Source organism: Collimonas arenae, from assembly GCF_000786695.1.
Lineage (GTDB): Bacteria > Pseudomonadota > Gammaproteobacteria > Burkholderiales > Burkholderiaceae_D > Collimonas > Collimonas arenae_A.
Genome location: NZ_CP009962.1, coordinates 1,277,324 through 1,295,880, shown reverse-complemented (window position 1 = coordinate 1,295,880; position 18,557 = coordinate 1,277,324). Strand labels below are relative to the sequence as shown.

20 protein-coding genes are annotated in these 18,557 nt (G+C 56.4%); all 20 read right to left on the bottom strand.

Annotation, left to right across the window (positions count from 1 at the left end; all coding sequences use genetic code 11):
* Positions 1 to 72: 72 nt before the first annotated feature.
* The 20 genes from LT85_RS25255 to LT85_RS05780 all read right to left on the bottom strand — a co-directional run bounded on the left by LT85_RS25255 (position 73) and on the right by LT85_RS05780 (position 18,440).
* Positions 73 to 525 carry a transposase gene (locus tag LT85_RS25255; protein ID WP_052134754.1) on the bottom strand — a complete coding sequence of 151 codons (453 nt, stop codon included), beginning with the start codon at positions 523 to 525 and terminating at the stop codon, positions 73 to 75.
* Between the two features lie 40 nt (positions 526 to 565).
* Complete coding sequence (locus LT85_RS05870) at positions 566 to 1,066, bottom strand: chemotaxis protein CheW (protein ID WP_038486466.1); 501 nt, start codon at positions 1,064 to 1,066, stop codon at positions 566 to 568.
* A gap of 37 nt (positions 1,067 to 1,103) precedes the next feature.
* On the bottom strand, positions 1,104 to 3,134 hold the full coding sequence (gene cheA / locus LT85_RS05865; protein WP_038486464.1) for a chemotaxis protein CheA: 2,031 nt from the start codon (positions 3,132 to 3,134) through the stop codon (positions 1,104 to 1,106).
* Between the two features lie 36 nt (positions 3,135 to 3,170).
* A complete protein-coding gene (locus LT85_RS05860) occupies positions 3,171 to 3,539 on the bottom strand; it encodes a response regulator (protein ID WP_038486462.1) in 369 nt (122 codons plus the stop codon).
* 13 nt (positions 3,540 to 3,552) lie between these two features.
* A complete protein-coding gene (gene motB / locus LT85_RS05855; RefSeq protein ID WP_038486460.1) occupies positions 3,553 to 4,482 on the bottom strand; it encodes a flagellar motor protein MotB in 930 nt (309 codons plus the stop codon).
* A gap of 27 nt (positions 4,483 to 4,509) precedes the next feature.
* Positions 4,510 to 5,370 carry a flagellar motor stator protein MotA gene (gene motA / locus LT85_RS05850; RefSeq protein WP_038486458.1) on the bottom strand — a complete coding sequence of 287 codons (861 nt, stop codon included), beginning with the start codon at positions 5,368 to 5,370 and terminating at the stop codon, positions 4,510 to 4,512.
* Between the two features lie 60 nt (positions 5,371 to 5,430).
* Positions 5,431 to 6,057 (bottom strand): flagellar transcriptional regulator FlhC, encoded by a 627-nt coding sequence (gene flhC, locus LT85_RS05845; protein WP_038486456.1) that lies wholly within the window; start codon positions 6,055 to 6,057, stop codon positions 5,431 to 5,433.
* A 2-nt stretch (positions 6,058 to 6,059) separates the two neighbouring features.
* Positions 6,060 to 6,377 (bottom strand): flagellar transcriptional regulator FlhD, encoded by a 318-nt coding sequence (flhD, locus tag LT85_RS05840; protein ID WP_038486454.1) that lies wholly within the window; start codon positions 6,375 to 6,377, stop codon positions 6,060 to 6,062.
* A 253-nt stretch (positions 6,378 to 6,630) separates the two neighbouring features.
* A complete protein-coding gene (locus LT85_RS05835; RefSeq protein ID WP_038486452.1) occupies positions 6,631 to 7,368 on the bottom strand; it encodes an Hpt domain-containing response regulator in 738 nt (245 codons plus the stop codon).
* A gap of 486 nt (positions 7,369 to 7,854) precedes the next feature.
* On the bottom strand, positions 7,855 to 9,510 hold the full coding sequence (locus tag LT85_RS25250; protein WP_052134753.1) for a sensor histidine kinase: 1,656 nt from the start codon (positions 9,508 to 9,510) through the stop codon (positions 7,855 to 7,857).
* A gap of 218 nt (positions 9,511 to 9,728) precedes the next feature.
* The gene (locus LT85_RS05825; protein ID WP_081992097.1) at positions 9,729 to 11,387 is read right to left on the bottom strand and encodes a methyl-accepting chemotaxis protein; all 1,659 of its coding nucleotides are present in this window, start codon (positions 11,385 to 11,387) and stop codon (positions 9,729 to 9,731) included.
* A gap of 39 nt (positions 11,388 to 11,426) precedes the next feature.
* Positions 11,427 to 11,936, bottom strand: coding sequence for a chemotaxis protein CheW (locus LT85_RS05820; protein WP_172656946.1), 510 nt, complete (start codon positions 11,934 to 11,936; stop codon positions 11,427 to 11,429).
* A gap of 204 nt (positions 11,937 to 12,140) precedes the next feature.
* Positions 12,141 to 12,788 (bottom strand): response regulator, encoded by a 648-nt coding sequence (locus tag LT85_RS05815; RefSeq protein WP_038495192.1) that lies wholly within the window; start codon positions 12,786 to 12,788, stop codon positions 12,141 to 12,143.
* A gap of 171 nt (positions 12,789 to 12,959) precedes the next feature.
* The gene (locus tag LT85_RS05810) at positions 12,960 to 13,205 is read right to left on the bottom strand and encodes an EscU/YscU/HrcU family type III secretion system export apparatus switch protein (RefSeq protein WP_038486450.1); all 246 of its coding nucleotides are present in this window, start codon (positions 13,203 to 13,205) and stop codon (positions 12,960 to 12,962) included.
* Positions 13,206 to 13,337: 132 nt separating this feature from the next.
* Positions 13,338 to 14,315 carry a flagellar hook-length control protein FliK gene (locus LT85_RS05805; RefSeq protein ID WP_038486448.1) on the bottom strand — a complete coding sequence of 326 codons (978 nt, stop codon included), beginning with the start codon at positions 14,313 to 14,315 and terminating at the stop codon, positions 13,338 to 13,340.
* 39 nt (positions 14,316 to 14,354) lie between these two features.
* On the bottom strand, positions 14,355 to 14,681 hold the full coding sequence (locus tag LT85_RS05800; RefSeq protein WP_038486446.1) for a flagellar protein FliT: 327 nt from the start codon (positions 14,679 to 14,681) through the stop codon (positions 14,355 to 14,357).
* Position 14,682: 1 nt separating this feature from the next.
* On the bottom strand, positions 14,683 to 15,162 hold the full coding sequence (fliS, locus tag LT85_RS05795; RefSeq protein ID WP_052134749.1) for a flagellar export chaperone FliS: 480 nt from the start codon (positions 15,160 to 15,162) through the stop codon (positions 14,683 to 14,685).
* A gap of 62 nt (positions 15,163 to 15,224) precedes the next feature.
* Positions 15,225 to 16,688 carry a flagellar filament capping protein FliD gene (gene fliD, locus LT85_RS05790; protein WP_038486444.1) on the bottom strand — a complete coding sequence of 488 codons (1,464 nt, stop codon included), beginning with the start codon at positions 16,686 to 16,688 and terminating at the stop codon, positions 15,225 to 15,227.
* A gap of 51 nt (positions 16,689 to 16,739) precedes the next feature.
* Positions 16,740 to 17,012: a flagellar protein FlaG gene (locus LT85_RS05785; protein ID WP_172656945.1), complete on the bottom strand. Its 273-nt coding sequence runs from the start codon at positions 17,010 to 17,012 to the stop codon at positions 16,740 to 16,742.
* Between the two features lie 288 nt (positions 17,013 to 17,300).
* Entirely contained in the window at positions 17,301 to 18,440 is a 1,140-nt protein-coding gene (locus LT85_RS05780) for a FliC/FljB family flagellin (RefSeq protein WP_038486439.1), read from the bottom strand.
* Positions 18,441 to 18,557 lie beyond the last annotated feature (117 nt).

The window sequence follows — 18,557 nt, the reverse complement described above, 5'->3', positions numbered from 1 at the left end:
TGAACGCAAATAACGAGTTTGTTGCGCGTCGCCTATCCAAATTCAGATGAGCAATGAATGACTAAAAAACAGTTAGACTGACACGCCTCGCATCACCAGGCCAACCCAGTGCGAGGTCGATTCATCGAGGCTGGAAGATCTTTTTCGCTCCGGCTCGGATTTCCCCAGCGCGCTGTTGTAGATCACCTTGTTGGCGCGTCTCGCCACGCGTTGCCTGATGCGTCCGGTTTGCAGGTCGCCGTAGACAACGATTTCATGGAACATGGCTTTCAGCGACAGGTCGCCATGCATGTCCTGCTCCAGCTGACGCCAGATACCGCACTCGTTCCAGCGCCGGAAACGCATATAGGTGGTGTTCCATTTACCGAACTCGGCAGGCAGGCTGCGCCATATCGATCTGTTGCTTATAATCCAAAGCACGGCATCGATAAACAAACGGTTATCCCGTCCCTTCGCGCCTGGATCGCCTTGCTTCCCGACGAGTAAAGGCGCCAGCTTCTGCCATTGTCCGTCATCAATTTTCATCGTTGAATTCCTGTAGTTGTATTTCTTTGCAACCGCAGCGTCAGGCCGCTTCAGCCGTCTCAAACAAAGCCATGTCTTCGCTGCACATGAGTTTTTCAATGTCGATCAGAATCAGCATGCGTTGCTCCACCGTGCCGAGACCGCTCAGGTATTCCGCAGACAAGTTGGCGCCGAATTCAGGGGCCGGCTTGATTTCGTCGCGACTCAAGGTCAACACATCGGATACACCATCGACCAGGATCCCTACCACGCGCTGCGCAATGTTCAGGATGATTACGACGGTCTGCTGGTTGTACTGGATATTCTCCAGGCCGAATTTGATGCGAAGATCGACAATCGGCACAATGATGCCGCGCAAATTGGTCACACCCTTGATGAATTCAGGGGCGTGGGCAATCCGGGTCACTGCTTCATAATCGCGAATCTCTTGCACCTTCAGAATATCAATGCCGTACTCTTCACTGCCCAGCGTGAAGACGAGAAATTTGTGTCCTTCCGAATCATCCTGCACTGCCAGAACCCTGTTGTGATCGTTCACCATGCCACTCTCCTTTCCTTCATAACATCCTGTTGATTTGTCATGCTGCCGCCAACAACGGTGCCTTTTCCAGGTTGGCGCGCTGCAGCGCCGCGACATCCACAATCAAGGCCACGCTGCCGTCGCCAAGAATGGTGGCAGCCGAGATGCCAGGGACTTTGCGGTAGTTGGTTTCGAGGTTTTTCACCACCACTTGATGCTGGCCGACTAGCTGATCTACCAGCAGGGCGAAGCGCTTACCCTCGCCGTGCAGTATCACCACAATGCCTTGGGTAGGATCGGTACGGGCATCGGCCACATCGAATACGCGATGCAATTCGGTCAACGGCAAATACTCGCCGCGTACATGCAAGACCTGTTCTGCAATGCTGACCGAGTGAATGTCTTCCGCTCGCGGCTGCAAGGATTCGATCACATAGTTCAGCGGCAGGATATACACCTCATTACCGACCTTGACCGACATGCCGTCCAGGATCGCCAGCGTCAGCGGCAACACAATCTTGGTGGTGGTGCCATTGCCTTGACGTGAAGCAATCTCGACATGGCCGCCCATTTCCTGGATGTTGCGCTTGACCACATCCATGCCGACGCCACGACCTGAGACGTCGGTAATTTTCTCTGCAGTGGAAAAACCCGGAGCAAAAATCAACTGCCAGACTTCGTCATCGCTGATCGCATCGGTGACAGGCATACCCTGCTGGATCGCCTTGGCCAGGATCTTTTCACGATTCAGGCCAGCGCCGTCGTCGCTCACCTCAATCACGATATTGCCGCCCTGATGCTGGGCCGACAACAGCAGCTGACCAACAGGATCCTTACCCGCGGCGATGCGCAGCTCCGGCTTCTCGATGCCATGGTCCAGGCTGTTGCGCACCAAGTGCGTCAGAGGATCGATGATGCGCTCAATCAGACTCTTGTCCAGCTCAGTCGCTTTACCGAAGGTCACCAGTTGCACCTGCTTGCCGAGCTTGTCAGTCAGATCGCGCACCAGGCGTGGAAAGCGGCTGAAGACATAATCCATCTGCATCATGCGGATCGACATCACCGATTCCTGCAGATCGCGGGCATTGCGCTCCAGTTGCCCCATGCCGTTCAGCAAGCGTTCATGCAGTACCGGATCCAGCGTCGCCGCGGTTTGCGCCAGCATCGACTGGGTGATGACCAGTTCCCCCACGAGGTTGATGATCTGGTCGACCTTTTCGACGTCGACGCGGATGGAGCTGGACTCTTTCGCGCTTGCCGGTGCGACCTGGCTAGTTGCAGCAGGGTTGGCTTTCGCGGGGGGCGCTGAAATCGGCGTGACTTTCGCCGCCGCAGGTGATGACAGCGGCGATGGCGATACCTCCGAAATCTGCACGGCAACCGGTTGCGCCGAAACAGCGGCCTCCTGGACGATATCGATCTGCTCGACATCGATAATGAAACAGCACACGGCGATAATGTCGTCGGCCTGGCAGCTGGTTTCCAGCCACAGCGTCAAACTGTCGCTAGTGTGCGTCTGGGCCACCACCTCTCCCAGATTTTCCAGTTCCGAACTAAGCAGCTTGCAGTCACTTTCCGACACATTGGTGAAACGCACACGCAATTGCGGCGTTTCGATCGCCGCGGCAGGCGCAGGCGCCGCTACCGGAGCAGCACTGGCAACAGAAACCGGCGTCGCCTTGTCAACACCCGACTGTCCGGCATTTTCTTCCAGCGCCAATTGTTGCAACACCGCGCAAATGCGCGCGACCATCTCGGGTTCCGGCTCACCACCCGCCCGATAAGCGCTTAGCTGTTCTTGTAGCACGTCTTTGGTTTCCAAAAAAGCGTCGATCATTTCCTTGCGCAGCCGAATTTCTCGATGCCGTGCACGGTCCAGTAAATTTTCAAGAAGATGGGTGGTGTCGGTCAGGGCGACAAAGCCGAACGTCGCGGCGCCGCCTTTGATGGAATGCGCGGCGCGGAATATCGCATTCAGATGCTCGTTGTCGGGTGCATCAATATCCAGTCCCAGCAGCAATTGCTCCATCTCGGCCAGCAATTCGTCCGCCTCTTCAAAGAAGGTCTGATAAAACTCGGTAATGTCCATATTCTTTCTTATCTCCTTACTGCCTTGAACGATTGCTTATTCCAGCAGGCTGGCGACAACTTCCAGCAAAGTAGCAGGCTCCACCGGCTTTCTCAGCCAGCCATTGGCGCCCGCCTCGCGTGCTTCGTTTTTTTCGGATTCGCGTGCTTCGGTGGTAAGCACCAGCACCGGCGTCTCCGCATAGCGGCTCATTTCCCGCAATGCACGAATCAACTTCCCGCCTCCCATGGCTGGCATATTCCAATCGGTCAGCACCAGGTCGATGGCGGCCGAACGCGCCTGCTGTAACGCTGCCTCGCCATCTTCCGTGAGCAGCACCTGATAGGCGCGCTCAGCCAGAATGGATGAAATCAATTTGCGCATCACTGCGGAATCGTCTACTACCAATATTGTTTTCGTTGTCATGTCGAATCGCCGTTTACGGTTTTTCAGAATGCGCCGCGCTGCTATCTGGTGGTTTCGGCACGCCTTCGCGCAACTGCCCAGCGCCGTCCTTCCCCAAATCAATCTTGACGCCGGCGCTACTGCCGCTCGCATTCTCTTGCTCGATACGCGCTTGCGCCCGGCGATTCAAGACAACAATGCTGATGCGCCGATTGATCGGATCCAGTGGATCAGCCTTGTTCAAATCCATGGTCGATGCCACACCCATCACGCGCAACACCTTTGGGTCCTCCATACCGCCTGCGATCAGTTCGCGGCGCGAAGCATTGGCGCGGTCGGCCGACAATTCCCAGTTGCTGTAGTACTTCGAAGCCTGCACATAGGGCGTGGCGTCGGTGTGACCTGCCAGCGTGATCTTGTTCGGCAATTCATTCAGCACCGGCCCGATCTCATGCAGGATCACACTCATGTATGGCTGCACCTTGGCGCTCGACAGGTCGAACATCGGTCGGTTGCGGCTATCGACGATCTGGATCCGCAAGCCTTCGCTAGTGATATCGATCAGCAATTGCGGCCGGAACTGCTTGAGCACCGGATTGCTATCAATCAGCCGTTCCAGGCGGCGCTTCAGTACGCGCAGTTTTTCCGTATCGGCAGCGTCGGTGTTGGTGCGTTTGTCGTCGCCGTCGACCTGCGTGAAATCGGTGCCGCCACCGGGAATCACACTACTGCTGGAGCTGCTTTTCTCGCCGCCACTGATGGCGACCCTGAGCGGCATCTTGAAATACTCTGCGATGCCTTCGCGTTGCTTCGGCGAGGAGATCGAGAGTAGCCACATCACCAGGAAGAACGCCATCATCGCCGTCATGAAATCGGCGTAGGCGATCTTCCAGCTGCCGCCATGGGCCTGGTGCTTGCCAGCCGTGACTCGCTTGACGACGATGCGCTGTTTAAGCTTGTTCATAGGTCTTCCGTCTTAAGCCGGTGCACACTAGCGACTCTTGACTTGGCGCACATGGTCATCCAGTTCCGTAAACGACGGTCTTTCTGTGGAATACAGTACCTTGCGGCCGAACTCCACCGCCAGTTGTGGCGCATAACCGTTCAGGTTGGCAAGCAAGGTCACCTTCATGCATTGATACACTTTGAGCGACTCCGCCACCTGGTGCTCGATCAAGGTCGCCAGAGGGGAGACGAAGCCGTATGCCAGCAAAATACCGAGGAAAGTACCGACCATCGCATGGGCGATCAGCTCACCCATTTCCGACGGCGGCAGATTGGCTGAAGCGAGCGCGTGCACCACTCCCATTACCGCCGCCACAATGCCGAACGCCGGCAGCGCGTCGCCTACCTTCGCCAGGCTATGCGCCGGCACTTCAGCCTCGTGCTTGTAGGTATCGATTTCATGATCCATCAGTGATTCGATTTCGAAGGCGTCCATATTGCCGCTGACGATCAGGCGCAAATAGTCAGTAAGGAATTCGATCACCCGCGGATCATGCTGCACCAGCGGATACTGCACAAATATAGGACTGTTCAACGGATCGTCGATATCGGCTTCCAGCGCCAGCATGCCGTCCTTGCGCGCTTTCGCCAAGAGCACATAGAGCAAGGCCATCAGTTCCATGTACAAGGCCTTGTTGTGCTTGGAACTGCGCAGCAGTTTCGGCAACTCCCTGACGGTTGCCATGATGGCCTTGCCATCGTTGCCGACGACGAAAGCGCCAATCCCGGCGCCGCCGATCATCAGCAGTTCCACCGGCTGGAACAGCACGCCAAGATGGCCGCCCAGCATGGCATAGCCGCCAAACACAGAAGCTATAACGACGATATAGCCAACAAAAACTAACACTATTGATTCCCCTTGAAATAAACCTTGAACGGCAGCGCTAACCGGAACTGCTCACCTGATTCAGGCGACATGCCCTTTCGCCGCGGTGGCGATCCGCGATGGCAGCGGTGTATAGCTGTGCGGCAGATCGCTGGTGGACTTCAAATCTCTCGCGGCAAGCGGGGAAACCAGTTTGCGCGTCTTGCCGGCGCGCGACGGCGGCCGGCACAAGACGCAGACAAAGCCATTCTGCAAGTCGTGTGCGTGCGCCACGAACTGCCCGCTGCAACGGCTGCATGTACTCAACTGCAGCATGCCGCTGTCGAAGAAACGGGTCAGTGTCCAGGCCCGTGTGAAATCCAGCACCGGCTGGCCTCCCTGGCGTTCGACCTGTTCCAGATAGAGCCGGTAGCTCTTCACCACGGCGACGATCTGCTTGCCGTCGCCATGGGTCAGCATGAAACGGTAAATGTTGTAGAACATCGATGAATGGATATTCGACAGCCAGGTCATGAACCAATCGGTAGAAAATGGCAGCAAACCCTTGGGAGGAGAAATTCCTTTGATTTCCTTGTACAGCTTGATCAGGCGGTCGCGGCTGAGAGAGGTTTCCGCCTCCAGGAATTGCAGACGCGCGCCGAGTTTGATAAGGTCGATCGCCAGCTGGATTTCCTGCGCTTCCTGAATCACGCTTTTGTTGGTGGCCATGATTACCGGATTCCTTCCAGCGGTTGTCCCGCCAGCAGGATAGAGGCATGCGCCTGTTGCAATGCATGGTCTTTTTCGGTGTGCGTCAATGAGGACAGAATCGCGTGGTCGTCGAACCTGAAGCGACACAAAAGCAGACTGGATGCAGCTAGCTTGACTACTTGCGACAAAGAGAGATTGCCGAGCAATTCAGCTAATTCACGGCTCAATCCCATGCGAAACATGGCGGTAGCTTTGTCCTCGCGCAGCAGGCGCTGCGCCAACAGCAAATAAGAAAGATTCACTTCGCTGATTTCATTTACAAATCCATTACTGTCCATGCTTTCCCCCAGACTAAAGCTGCTTATGAATGTTTACGGCAAGTTGTGAGCAATCTTTTAGTTTTTCTCTAATCTCGCTGCTTCGAATGCCATTATGAAATATTTCCTTTAGGAAAAAAGTCGGTAAGGTTCTCGATATCAGTGAAATATTTGGCTGGAGAGATGTAGGAATGATTCCTACATTTGGGCGCGTTGGACTTATAAGCAGCGCCAGAGAAAAGGAATGTCGAAACGACGGAACGGTAAAAGAGGTTTACCTCGAGGTCGTAGACGTCGCCATTACGGAGCGCGGCGTCTTGATCTGCAGTGCAAGCCGTTCCAGCGCATGCTGCAGACGCGTACATGCTTCGTCCAACGTCTCTGAGGCGTTATTTCGGGATTGGTTCTCTATTTCTGCAGCAGATTGCGAAATTTCTGTTTGCCGCAATACCGCGGCAGCGCCGCGCAAGCCATGCGCGATACTGGCGGTCTCGCTCATTTGCTGATTTTTTATACTGAGCTTGAGGCAGATCAGCTGCTGGTAACCGAATTGCAGCAACTCTGCCAGCAAGTCGTCGGCTGAGTCGCCTGAGTCGGATAAGGCCGATGCGGAAGACTCGGAAGTGGCCGCCTGCGTCAGAAAAGGGGCCAGTGTTTGCCGCAACTGCAAACGGCTGATGGGCTTGGTCAAGACCGCCGTGCAGTCCAGTCCGCGTGACTCGTTCTGCAAATACTCGAGCGACATGCCGCTATATAAAATCATCGGAATAGGCGGAAAGCCAGGCGCATCGGCTTCCCAGCGTCGCACCCGATGCAACAGTTCGACGCCCGTCATGTCTTCCAGCACATAGTCGGTGATCACAGCAACCGGCCGGGTATGCGTCAGCCACAGCAGGGCCTCGGCGCCAGTAGCAACCAGTTCGCTTTGCCAGCATTCCGCCGCCAGCTGCGCCTGCAGCATGCGGCGATTGATCGGATGGTCTTCGACAACGAGGATTAGTGCGGAACGCATCGCCACTCCCTAGGGCCTGTTGGCATATGATTTGGGAGATGCGTTCAAGTCAAACCGTGTGCTGGCAAGGCGCTTGGCGTAGCTGGGGCTGAAGCCCCGGCAAGCCATGCAACGCCGCCAGCGCACGGTTTGACTTGAACCCTCCGGGAACGGCTGCAGGCGTCGCATGCCGTTGTTACAACGGGGCGGCCATCCGCTCCTTGCCCTAGCCCCGCTACGTCGCGTCGCTATGCCTAGGTCCGCAACGCCTGCCGCGCGTTCGCACTCCAAAATCATATACCAACAGGCCCTAGGCCAAGAGAAAATATCCCGCTGTGACATTAGCGCAAGCCAAAGGTGCCGGCCCGCGCAGAAAAACCATAGAGAAAGTACGTCGACAAGGGTAGCGCTCACGGTTTGTCATGGTGGAGCTGCGCCTCAGACGCCGTCATCGCACCATCAGCGCTCAGTGTAGCAAACACCTGCCTAGGGATCGATACACCGCGATTAGCGCACATTCAGAGGGATGCTCAGATTGACAACAGTGCCGACGCCCACCTCGGAATCGATGCGGATGCTGCCGCGTATCAAATCGGTAAACTCCTTGGCCAGTGACAAACCCAGTCCCAGGCCGCGGCTACGTCCGGCGCGTACCGATTCGGACTGATAGAAATATTCGAACAAATGTTTCAATTCGCTCTTGGAGATGCCCGGGCCGCTATCCAGCACCCTGATCTTGAGCTGCTCTTTGGCCGTAGTGACCTCTATGGCTACACCGCCGGTGACGGTGAATTTGACGGCGTTATCCAGCATATTGTTCAGAATCTGCGACAGCCGCACCCGGTCACACAGGAAATTGGCGGGCAAGTCCGGCGCCAGCCGCATCTGGAAACTCAGGCCCTTTTTGTCGGCATTGATTTTATGCATGGAGCCGACGTATTCAAAATAGGCCAGCGTATCGATATTCTCGTGGAAGATCACTACCCGGCCCGCTTCGATACGGGCCAGGTCGAACAGCGTGTTCAGCAGGCCATGCAGATAAATCGCACTTTGATGAATCAGGTCGCCGAATTCGCGGCTCTGGGGATCGCTGCTGGTGTCCCTTACCAGCTCGGAATAGCCATGCACCCCGCTCAAAGGCGTACGTAACTCATGCACTACCGTCGCCAGGAAACGCGATTTGCGCTTGTTGGCGTCGGTGGCGCGGCGTCGCAAGGAGTTGTACCTGTGCACTACCTGATACTGACGCTTGATGATGCGGTACGCCAGGCTGATCAGCAGCAGGATCAACAGCGTCGGCACGCTGGCGTACATTATGTAGCCCATCAATTTCGGGCTTTCCTGGGCCGGCAGAGGGTCCGGGTCCGGCAGCTTGACCGACAGCAGCAGCGGATAAGGCTCCAGTTTGCGCGAGACCCAGGAATACGGTTCATCGGAAAATTTCTGTGCGCCGGGCGATTGTGCGCCGAACAATTGATTCCTGTTCAGTTCGCTATCATCCATCCCCATCACGCTTTCATCTATCCTCCGCAGGATCATACGCTCGCTCAGCGGCTGGCTCTCGGTGGCGATACCGTTGCTATCGACCGTCAGCCGCTCGTCGGCACGCATGCTGTCGACATTCGCGTACAGGGCCGGCAAACGATCCACCGCAAATTCCATTTCTATCATGCCCGCGAAATCGCCCTTGGCTGAAAATATCCGGCGCGCCATGTGCAGCAACCACTGATCGCTGCCAGGTAATCTGCGCGGACGGGAAAGCTGCAGCGAATCATCCAGGTGATCGCGATGGGCGATATACAAATCATTGGCGCTCCAGTCCGGATTGACGGCATTGATCTGGCGAGTAGAGGCAATCAGCCGGCCGCTCGGGTCTACCACGTTCAACTGGGTATACAAACTGCCGAAAATTTTACTGTAGCGCTGCAAGTCAATCTTGCCGTCGGCGCTCTGGTAGTCGTCGCGCAGCAGCTTGAGAAAACGGTCACGTTCATCGATGGCGCGCACCACCCGCTGGGTGAAGTCGCGCACCATGATGGTCTGGCTGAACTGGATGGTTTTGACGTCGCGGTCATAGTCTGAGCCGATTTGATAACCTGCATACAGCCAGACATAACCGATGGTCAGGATCGCGATCAGGACGATCGCGTACACCAGGCGCATAAAGCGCGTTCCGCAGAAAATATTTTCCGTTTTTGAAGCAGCTAGCAGAAGGCGCCAGACAGAACTAAATCTTTGCATTGCGATGGGCATTCATTCTATTGAAAAACGCGACAGGAAATACCGCACAACACTCGGTCCCGGCCGAAGACAATCGTATCATCGCCGGCCCAGCCCGAGCTGTTCCTTATTATCCCGCATCGCGCCGGCAGCCCGCCGTTTCAATTGATGCCGGCCAAAGCCGGCTGCTCGTCGACGCATTTTTGTGGTTGCTCCAAAAACGTCACACTTGCCTCCAGATGCGCTTCGAGCCTGTCGGGATACCCCTGTCCGGCATCGTCCGCCAGCTGGAAAATGCTGACGGCCTGCAGCAACTCGGCAGCCTGTTCCTGCAAGCTATGCGCCGCAGCAGCGGCTTGCTCCACCAGCGCAGCATTCTGCTGGGTTGTCTGGTCCATCTGTCCCACGGCCTGGTTGACTTGGGCGATACCGCTGCTCTGCTGCTCGCTGGCGGCAGCGATATCAGCCATGATATCGACCACCCGCCGGATCGAACCGACGATTTCACTCATGGTCTTGCCCGCGGCTTCCACTTGGCGGCTGCCGGCATCGACATGGTCCACCGAGGCGCCGATCAAGACCTTGATATCTTTGGCGGCGATTGCCGAACGTTGGGCAAGATTGCGTACTTCCGCCGCTACCACGGCGAAACCGCGCCCCTGTTCACCGGCCCGTGCGGCTTCCACCGCCGCGTTCAGCGCCAGGATATTGGTCTGAAACGCGATGCCGTCGATGACGCCTATGATATCGCTGATCTTGTGAGAACTATCTTTGATCAAGCCCATGGTGGCCACCACTTCGGACACCATCTGGCCGCCGCCGGCCGCCACGCTCGCGGCATTCTCCGCCAACTGGTTGGCCTGGAGCGCGTTGTCCGCATTTTGGCGGACGGTTGACGTCAATTGCTCCATCGACGCTGCCGTTTGCTGCAGGCTGGCCGCCTGTTCTTCGGTGCGGCTGGACAGATCCAGGTTTCCGGCAGCTATCTGGCGCGAGGCTGTGACGATATGATCGGTGCCGCTACGGACCCGATTGACTGTACCTTGCAAGGCCAGGTTCATTTCCTTGATGCCCTGCATCAGCTGCCCGGTTTCATCCTTGCTCCTGACGTCGATGACGGAAGTCAGGTCTCCCTGCGCCACGCGGTGCGCCACCGCGACCGCCGCATGCAACGGCTTGACGATGCCGCTAGTCAGGCGCCAGGCAAACAGCGCACCCAGCAAAATCGCCAAAGCGCCGAAGACCACCAGCAACATCCTGCCGGAGCGATAGTTGCCGGCAATATCCAACGCAGCGCCGTCAATCGCCTTGCGCTGGACATCGACAAATTTCTGCAGCTTGCTCATGTATTCCTTGCGCGCCGGATCCAGCTGCTGGTCGATCATGGCGGTGGCCGCTTCCGCCGTGCCATATTGGCGCGTGGTCAGCACTGTCTCCCGCAACTCCGTATAGGCAGCGCGGGCCGCGGCAATTTCCCCCAGGGCCTGGCGTCCTTCATCATTCGACAGGCCATGCAGCTTGGTTTGCAATTCCGACGCCCGCTCGGAATTGGCGCTCATCGCCGCCTGAAAATATTCTTGCGTACGGCTGTCGTCGCTACGCACCACCGCCATGGTGCGCACCGCGTTGGTCGCCACCAGATCCTGCCACTCCATTGCCAGCCGCTCTCGCTGCAACAGTTGCGACACCATGTTCTCGACCGCGGCGCCAGTCTGCTGCAGGCGCCAGATGCCGATCCCAGCGATCAGCATCACCAGCAACAAAATGCTGGTAAAGCCGATTGCCAGCCGTATCCCTATTCTTGTATCCGCAAAGCGCATGCCGTCTCCTTTTTCTGCTGTCCGGTGCTATTGAGCGCCTTAACTGGCGAGCTTGTTGATCAGGCCGATCTCATCGCTTGACATCAGTTTGTCGATATCCAGCAAAATCAGCATGCGGTCTGCCAGCGTACCGAGACCGATCAGGTAATCGGTATTGAGGACCGTGCCCATTTCCGGCGCCGGCTTGATTTGTTCGCTGGACAGGGTAATCACATCAGAGACGCCGTCTACCACCATGCCGACCGTACGCTGGCCAAGATGGAGGATGATCACCACGGTGAACTGGTCGTAAGCAGTCGCATCCAGTTTGAACTTGATGCGCATGTCGATGATCGGCGTGATCACGCCGCGCAGGTTGACCACGCCCTTCAGGAAATCGGGGGCGTTAGCGATCTGGGTGACGTTGTCGTAGCCGCGCAGCTCCTGCACCTTGAGAATATCGATGCCGTATTCTTCTTTACCCAGGGTAAAAGTCAGGAATTCGTGGCCAGCGACCTCATGTTGTGCAGCGGCACGGCGCATCTGGACAGGTGTTTGGGCGAGCGTCATAAACTGGATCCTTGATAGATTGAAATGCACTGGCTGCCGCGCCGAAGAAAAACCGGCATCCCACAGCATGTTAGTGGCTCAATATAAACAGGAGTAGCGACGATCGATGATGCAAAAAGAATGTGAAACAGCCCTCTCCTCAGTGCTTGAAAACGCTGTCATGTTGCTGCCAACCGATGGCTCGGATGGCCGGCCTCAAGTGGCTCATTCCAGCAGGCGGTGCTTGATGGCGTAATGGGTCAGTTCGGCGTTGGTGCGCACACCCATCTTTTCAAACACGCGGGAACGATAGACGCTGACTGTCTTGGGGCTGATGGAGAGATTCCTGGCGATCTCGGTCCGGGTCTGGCCGGAGGCGATCATTCGCACAGTCTGGAATTCGCGGTTGGACAACTGCTCGTGCGGCATCAGGTCATCTTCTTCAATCACATGATTCGCCAATGACTCGGCCAGGCCTTTACTGATGTATTTGCGGCCACGCGCCACCACCCTCACCGCTTCCACCAGTTCGTCAGGTGCGCCATCCTTGGTCAGGTAGGATGCGGCGCCGGCCTTCAAGGCACGCACCGCAAACTGTTCCGGCCCGTGGCTGCTGAGCACCATGATGCGCAGCATCGGTTCGCGCTTCTTCAACAGATGCAGGATCTCGATACCGTCTTTACCCGGCATGGAAATGTCCAGTAGCAGGACATCGCATGGCTGTTCTCTCAGGATATCGGTGATGCCGTTGTAGTCGCTAGCCTCGCCGACCACGGTAATACCGGGACTGGCATTCAGAATATGCTGTAGCCCGCGCCTGACAATCCGATGATCATCTGCGATCAATACCCGAATCGGTGATGCTGCTTTCATATTCATGACTCTTTGTACAATCAAAATTCACAACCAAGGGCTGTGCATTATCGATCCACGATCAAGTCAGCACAATACGATACGGCAACTATATCGACAAAATACACACATTTTATTGCCATACTTAAACATATTACCCGATTCACAACAACCGGACCTGCTTGTTAATAATTAAACAGGCCGCGCCTGTGTCGAATCGTGCTCAAGCATATGAACCCAGGCCAGCAATTCCGCTACCGCCTCGTATAGTTGCGGCGGGATTTTCTGGTCCAGATCGGCATACATGAGCAAATTAACCAAATCGGGTGAGCTATGGATAAACAGACCGTCTTCCCGCGCGCGCTGCATGACAGCCTCCGCCACAGCGCCGTAGCCCGTCGCCGCCACTTCCCTGCGAATTAAACGCTCACGTTCCATAGCCAGTCATGATGTTTCGATGCTCCTTTACCATACGAACATTAATTATCACAATTACAATCAATGCATCCCACAGGCAATAAATATTACCCCAATACAAATAGTGGCTTTTGTTTTAATTTTATTTTTAATCTAAGAATCTTCATCTGTGCCCGATTGTGGCAATTGCGCCACTTGCACAGCGCTTACAGGCAAGCCGGCGGCTGAAAACCGTTGCCGCAATTGCGTGCTTGCTGTGCGCATGGAATGAAGCGTCGCCGCCTCCGCTACCGCCAGGTCAATACGCCAGCCATCCTTTGCCAGGCTTAGGCGCAACACGAGGTTGCCAAGCCTGGGCAGAGTCATGGCAAGACTGGTGCTCCAGTCGCACGCTATGGTTTCTGTACCGCTTTCAGTATTGCCATGCCTGCGGTGTCCCTGCTCAGTAATTTCCCATTCCATGCCGGCGCCCGGCCACGCTTCGCCGTTCCAGCGAAACTGTGACAGCGCCAGCAGTTCAAGCTGCTGCCGCACCAACGGTATGGCTTCTACTGGAATGCCTGCCTGGGCATGGCCGACGCCGGTTCGGCTATCCCCAGGTGACGGTGATAAGGTCGGGTCGTCGCTGACGGACTGCCGGAGAAGATTTGCTTGCGGCTCTTGCCGCAATTGCGCCAGCGAACGCTGGCCGGAGAAAAATTGCAGCAGATGCGACTCATAAAACAAACCGCTGCCGGCAACATTGCGCGCCAGCGCAGCTGCCACCAGCGACGTTTCCGGTGCGCTTGCATCAGCCCACAACGGGGCTGCGCCTTGAACCGCTTCCGCCTTGGCGGGCGCTGTTCCCAAGATCTCGCTGATGATACGTGCGGTCGCACTCAGTCTGGCATTATCGTTACGCGAGGTCGCCATCGGTATAGTTGGCGGCAGCGCGGACTGACCCGTATCGATGCCGAGCTGACGTCCGACAGCTGCACGCGACGGCAAGCGGGTATCGTTCTCCGCCGCTTCGGTATCGGTGATGGCATCCGGTTGCTGGATGCCAATCTGTCCCTTGATCGGCACCAGGTCCGAACGCTGTGCCGGGGACGTGGACAGCAATTTGTCGATCAGGGGCGTGCCGCCATTCATCGCTTCCCGCCCAAATAGCTACGCAGATTCAAGCCAGGGTTACTGGCCGTAGGCATGGTTGAGATGCTGTTGCCGATGCATATTGCCCAGCAAGCTGCTCAGCTGCGCCAGCTCCGGCGCGACAATATCGCGGATTTCCGCATCGTCGGCCAGAATCCGGCTCAGCAAATTATGTTTGCGCATCAGTTGCGACGGCTCCAGCGGCGCTGGCAGCTCGATGCCCTTCAAGCGTTCTACAAATGAGCGGAACTGCTGCCCCAGGATCACCAGGGCGTCCCAGTCGCCGGCACGCGCGCGCTCCAGCATGCGACCGGTCAAGGGCGCGATCTGCTCGTAGCATTCCATCAGCTCAAGTTGGGGCGTCATGCTATCCCTTCGCCGAAAGATTGGCGTCTGCAAAACTTGCAGCAGGCTGGTTGCTGCTTGGTGCGCCGTTGATTTCGCGCCAGGCGGAAGCAATGTTTTCCAGCAGACGGTCAGCCTCGTCGAGCATGGCGGGATCGTTATGCAAGTTGGCCAGCAACAGGCGCTGGTTGATGTAATCGTAAAGCGCCGACAGATTCGCCGCCAATTCGACGCCGGCAGCGCCTCCGGCTTCCGGATCAAGACTGGCCTTGAGGCCGCTGTCGATGATACTGACCGCTTTCGAAATGGCATTGCCTTTGGCAACCACCTCGCCAACCGCCATATGATGCCGCGCCATGCTGATGGCTGTCTTGGCGCCATCGAACAGCATCGTCACCAATTGCTGCGGCGATGCACTCAAGACCGCACTTTCGATGCCGATCCGTGCATAGGCCCGGGCGCCAGGATTTACGATTGGGTTAGGTGCGGATGATGTGTACATAGACCGTGACCTTAGTTGTCATATTGGCTTTAGCTGCTTTAAGTTGCAGTTCTTAAGTTGCTTTATTTGGAGGAACTGCCATTGATCGCAGTAAACTGCTGGGTCAGATAGCTGCTGGTCTGGTTCATGCTGGCGACCAAACCGTCGAGCGCCGTAAATTGCGCCGTATAACGGGCGATCGTGGCGCTGATCGTCGCCTGTGTGCTTGTCATTTGCGTAGCGAGGGTTCTCAAGGTGCGCCCCAGGCCGTCTGTCGCCGCCTTCAGCGGACCGCTGCTGCCAGTCATGGTGGTCAGGAAAGTCGACATCTGCGAACCGAAACCGGTCTTCCCGTCAGCGCTGGAAAACAGGTTTTGAACGCCGCTCAGATTCGTGTTCAGCGCAGCAGTCAACTTGGCAGGATCGCTTGCCATGGTGCCGTCAATCTGGAACGTTATTCCGATCTGCGCCAGCATCGTGAACGAGGTTCCGTTGCCATTATTACCTGCAGACTGCGGTGTATTCATGGCGTCGCGAATACGGCTCTGGATGTTTCGCAAAGTTGAATCGCCGGTCAGCGGAGATTGAGTTTGCGCTGCGACGTTGAACGCTGTCAGTTGCTTGGTCAGGTTTTGGAAAGCGTTATAGCTGGAAACAAAATTCGTAATGGCAGTTTGTATGACTGCGGTATTGCTTTGCAATGTCAGGGTACTGCTGCCAGTGCCGCTCAGATTCATGGTGACGCCTTGCACTGCTTCCGTGACAGTATTGCTGGCGCTGGTGATGGCGATGCCGTTGACCGTCAGTTGCGCATTCTTCGCTTCCACCGTCTGCTGCATATTTTGCGTCGCGCCGGGATCGTTGGCCAGCAGATTCGACAACGCCGCGTCGCCGCTGACCGCAATGCGCATGGTCGAACTCGCCCCGGTCTGGTTCGAGGTCAGCACCAAGCGGTTAGGACTGCTGCTGCCGTCATTGACGATGGTCGCAGTCACGCCCAAGGCAGTATTCTTGTTGATGGCGTCGCGGATCCCTGCCAGCGTGTTATTGCTGGAGTCGATCGTGATGGAAACGGGCTTGCGCGTGCTGTCCGCTGCAAACGTGGCGCCGCTGTACTTTCCTGTGGCGGGATCGAGCTTACCGCCGGAGATGCTGCCAAAATCCAGCGTCACCGTACCGGAACCTATGGCCGCAGTCGTGCTCGCCACGCCCGCAGTGGCCATCGATTGCGCTTGCGCCAATTGACTCACATTGATCGCTACCGAACCGCTGGCGGCGTTGGCGGCTGCGGTTGCGCTCAATACAGAGGTGTTGCTTGCAGTGGCCGTAATATTTTGAAACAAGGCCGGCTTGCCCAACTGTGCAGCCGCCGCCTGCAAGGCGCTCAGGGCGCTCTGCACCGTGCCATAGGCAGACAGTTGGGTGTTATAGGCGGATTGCCGATTCTGCATTGCAGTCAGCGGCAGATTTTCTGCGGCAGTGATATTGCTGAGCAAAGTAGCCAGCGGTAGTCCAGACGCGGAACCCAGGGAAGTCACTAGAGCCATATCAATTCCTTTTTACTAATTTACGTTTTCCAGTTGCGCTGAATTGCGTGCTTACGCGGTTTTCTCAAGCAATACGCCTTTGAGCTGGTCCATGACCTTGCTCACCCTTACCACTTCCTCGCTCGGGATTTGCAAGATCACCTTGCCATCCTGCTGATCCACTACTTTCAAAATTACGTCTTTATAGTCAGGGTCGATCTGAAATTCCACGCTGACTGCCTTGAGTTGCAAGCGGCGGTTAATGTCATCAATCTTGATTTGGAACTGCGAAAGGTCAGATACAGCGTTCAACCCGTCGCCTGCCGCAATGGACTCTTTTTGCATGTCTGCGCCGCCATGCGTAACAGCGGATTGCGCTGCAGTATGCTGTGCAGCGATGGCAAGCGCAGCCTGCGCTGAAGTCTCGGCTGCCTGTAACTTGTTTGCAGAATCTATCGGCATTGACATTGCACCCTCTTCCGTATTTTCCCTGTCCGCTCAGGTCTGCCATTGCAAACCTGACTGGACAAAGCGTGGCTTCAAAACGGGTTGGCCGCACGACCAGCCAACCCAAGCTTCCTGTGCATTTACGCAGACGGCTTCAGCAACCGTCTGCGCAGTACTAAGCCAGGCTTATTGCAGCAACGACAGAACGCCCTGTGTCGACTGGTTCGCCTTGGACAACACTGACGTACCGGCTTGTTGCAGGATCTGCGCACGTGTCATGTTCGACACTTCTGTTGCATAGTCTGCGTCCTGGATACGTGAACGCGAAGCGGACAGATTGGTGACAGTGGAGCCCAGATTCGAGATCACCGAGTCAAAGCGGTTTTGCACCGCGCCCAGCGAACCGCGCAGGCTGTCGACTTTGGCCAGCGCATCGTCAATTGTCTTGAGCGGATTGGCTGTTGCAGTCAGACCTGCGGCCGCGTCTGTCGCGTAAGCAGCCTGCGCTGTTGTTGCCGAAGCCGCTGTTGCCAGAGCTGTTGTGTCCGTCACTTTACCGGTTGTTGCATCGACTTTTGTCGCATCGATCTTGTACAGGTTGCCGGCTTTGTCCTGCACGGCGTAGTTGGCATAGGCGCCTGTGTTCGCTGTATATGCACCGTAGCCGCGCAACGTCAGGTCTGATGTGGCGGTTCCAGCTGGCAAGCCGGCGATAGTGGTGCCGCTCAGGTCAACAGCAACAGTCTTGGTTGTGCCGGCAACGGAAGTATCCGTGAAGCTGGTGATGGCGTCGGACAAGCCAGTTACGTTGAAACCTGTCAGGTTCAAAGCTGAAGAGTCAATCTTCTTCAGCCCGATGCTGATGGTCTGGCCGTCGTTGGCGCCGATCTGGAAAGCCAGGTTGGCGTCCTTGGACAATACCTTGACGCCGTTGAAATCGGTTTGCGCAGAAGTGCGGTCGATTTCAGCCAGACGCTGGGTGATTTCAGCCTGGATCGATACCTTGTCGGCTGCGGAGTTGCTGCCGGTGGTCGCTTGCACTGTCAGGTCGCGGATGCGTTGCAGGTTGTTGTTGACTTCATTCAACGCGCCAGCTGTAGTTTGCGCCAGCGAAATGCCGTCGTTGGCATTACGCGAAGCTTGCGTCAGGCCGTTGATGTTACTTGTGAAACGGTTGGCGATGGCCTGGCCTGCTGCGTCGTCCTTGGCGCTGTTGATACGCAGGCCGGAAGACAAACGCTGGATCGCAGTGCTTAACGCGTTTTGCGACGTGACCAGATTGTTTTGTGCTACCAGCGAGAGAGTATTGGTATTGATGACTGACATGGCATGACTCCTGTTGCTAAAGTTTATGGGTTCCGGCTAAGCCGTAACGCTGGACCCGCCCCCTGGTAGAAGCACCCGGGATAAGCAAGCCATCGTTATTCAGGTTATCGGCAGTTG